This is a genomic window from Aromatoleum diolicum (genome assembly GCF_012910955.1).
GTDB classification, from domain to species: domain Bacteria; phylum Pseudomonadota; class Gammaproteobacteria; order Burkholderiales; family Rhodocyclaceae; genus Aromatoleum; species Aromatoleum diolicum.
Map to the genome: position 1 here is coordinate 1 of NZ_WTVQ01000132.1, position 424 is coordinate 424.

Annotated in this window: 1 pseudogene; it reads right to left on the reverse strand. The window is 54.2% G+C overall.

The window, feature by feature from the left end:
- Window positions 1-424: pseudogene (locus GPA25_RS23735) on the reverse strand (polyribonucleotide nucleotidyltransferase); the annotation flags it as partial.

The following is a 424-nucleotide window of genomic DNA, read 5'->3' on the forward strand; positions in this document are numbered from 1 at the left end:
GTTCAGCGCAACCTGCATGATCTCTTTGGTGATACCTTCAATTTTGATATCCATCTGCAGTGCAGAGATACCGTCGCGGGAACCTGCAACTTTGAAGTCCATATCGCCCAGGTGATCTTCGTCGCCCAAAATGTCAGACAGTACAACGTAGTTGTCGCCTTCTTTCACCAGACCCATTGCGATACCCGCAACGGCAGCTTTGATCGGCACACCTGCGTCCATCAGCGCCAGAGACGCGCCGCACACGGAAGCCATAGAAGAGGAACCGTTGGATTCAGTGATTTCAGACACAACACGTACGGTGTACGGGAATTTGTCCATATCCGGCATGACTGCCAGCACGCCGCGCTTCGCCAGACGACCGTGACCAATTTCACGACGCTTCGGAGAACCGACCATGCCGGTTTCGCCTACGGAGTACGGA